The organism is Peribacillus sp. P4_C12 (genome assembly GCF_056402095.1).
Genome location: NZ_JBFUIB010000894.1, coordinates 1 through 1,095 on the forward strand (window position 1 = coordinate 1; position 1,095 = coordinate 1,095).

The window sequence follows — 1,095 nt, forward strand, 5'->3', positions numbered from 1 at the left end:
GCCGTAAAGGAAAATGAAGGCGGGATATATGCCATTGGTAACGCACCAACAGCATTGTTAGAACTCATTCGTCTTATTAAAGAAGGGATTGCTAAACCCGACTTAATTATTGGTATGCCTGTTGGATTTGTTTCTGCCGCGGAATCAAAAGAAGAACTAGCAAAAATTACCGAAGTGCCATTCATTACAAATGTTGGCCGAAAAGGCGGAAGTACTGTCACGGTTGCGGCATTGAATGCGATTTCCCTTTTAGCTGATTAGGTTAAATCATGGAAAAGAAAGTCAAGAAAGATCCCTCCCAAATGCGGCATGGGTATACGACCGGAGCCTGTTCAACAGCAGTAACTAAAGCGGCATTGATCGCATTGATCACTGGTGATGCACTTGAGGAGGCAACGATTTCTTTGCCTATAGGTAGAGATGCTACTTTTACAATTGAGAAATATGATATAACGGAAAATTCAGTTAGTGCAGAAACAATTAAAGATGCTGGCGATGATCCAGATGCCACTCATCTGGCACATATAATTTCTACTGTCAGCTGGGTAGATACACCTGGCATCATCTTGGATGGAGGGATTGGTGTTGGTCGCGTGACCAAAGCTGGTCTTCCTGTTCCTGTCGGAGAAGCGGCAATTAATCCTGTGCCGCGCAAAATGATTTTAACAACCGTGCAACAAACATTAGAAGAATTTAAGGTTAATAGAGGTGTGAAAGTCGTTATATCCGTACCAGCAGGTGAAGAAATCGCGAAGAAAACATTAAACGGCCGGTTAGGGATTGTCGGTGGCATTTCCATTTTGGGAACAAGGGGCACCGTCGTTCCTTTTTCCAGTTCCGCATATATGGCAAGTWTTGTCCAGGCGATTAGTGTTGCTAAAGCTGGTGGCTGTGATCATCTTGTCTTAACGACAGGTGGTCGAAGCGAAAAGTATGCTATGGGTCTTCTTCAGGGGTTACCTGAAGAAGCCTTTATTGAAATGGGTGACTTTGTAGGCTTCTCGCTAAAGCAATGCAAAAGACAGGGAATTAAAAAGGTATCTCTTGTTGGTATGATGGGAAAATTTTCGAAAGTTGCACAAGGTGTGATGATGG

General features: G+C 43.4%; 2 protein-coding genes. Both read left to right on the forward strand.

Annotation, left to right across the window (positions count from 1 at the left end):
• Positions 1–261: precorrin-8X methylmutase (locus tag AC1DUW_RS30010; RefSeq protein WP_477644336.1), on the forward strand; the 261-nt coding region annotated here is incomplete at its 5' end.
• 8 nt (positions 262–269) lie between these two features.
• On the forward strand, positions 270–1,095 hold an 826-nt coding region (locus tag AC1DUW_RS30015), incomplete at its 3' end, for a cobalt-precorrin-5B (C(1))-methyltransferase (protein ID WP_477644337.1).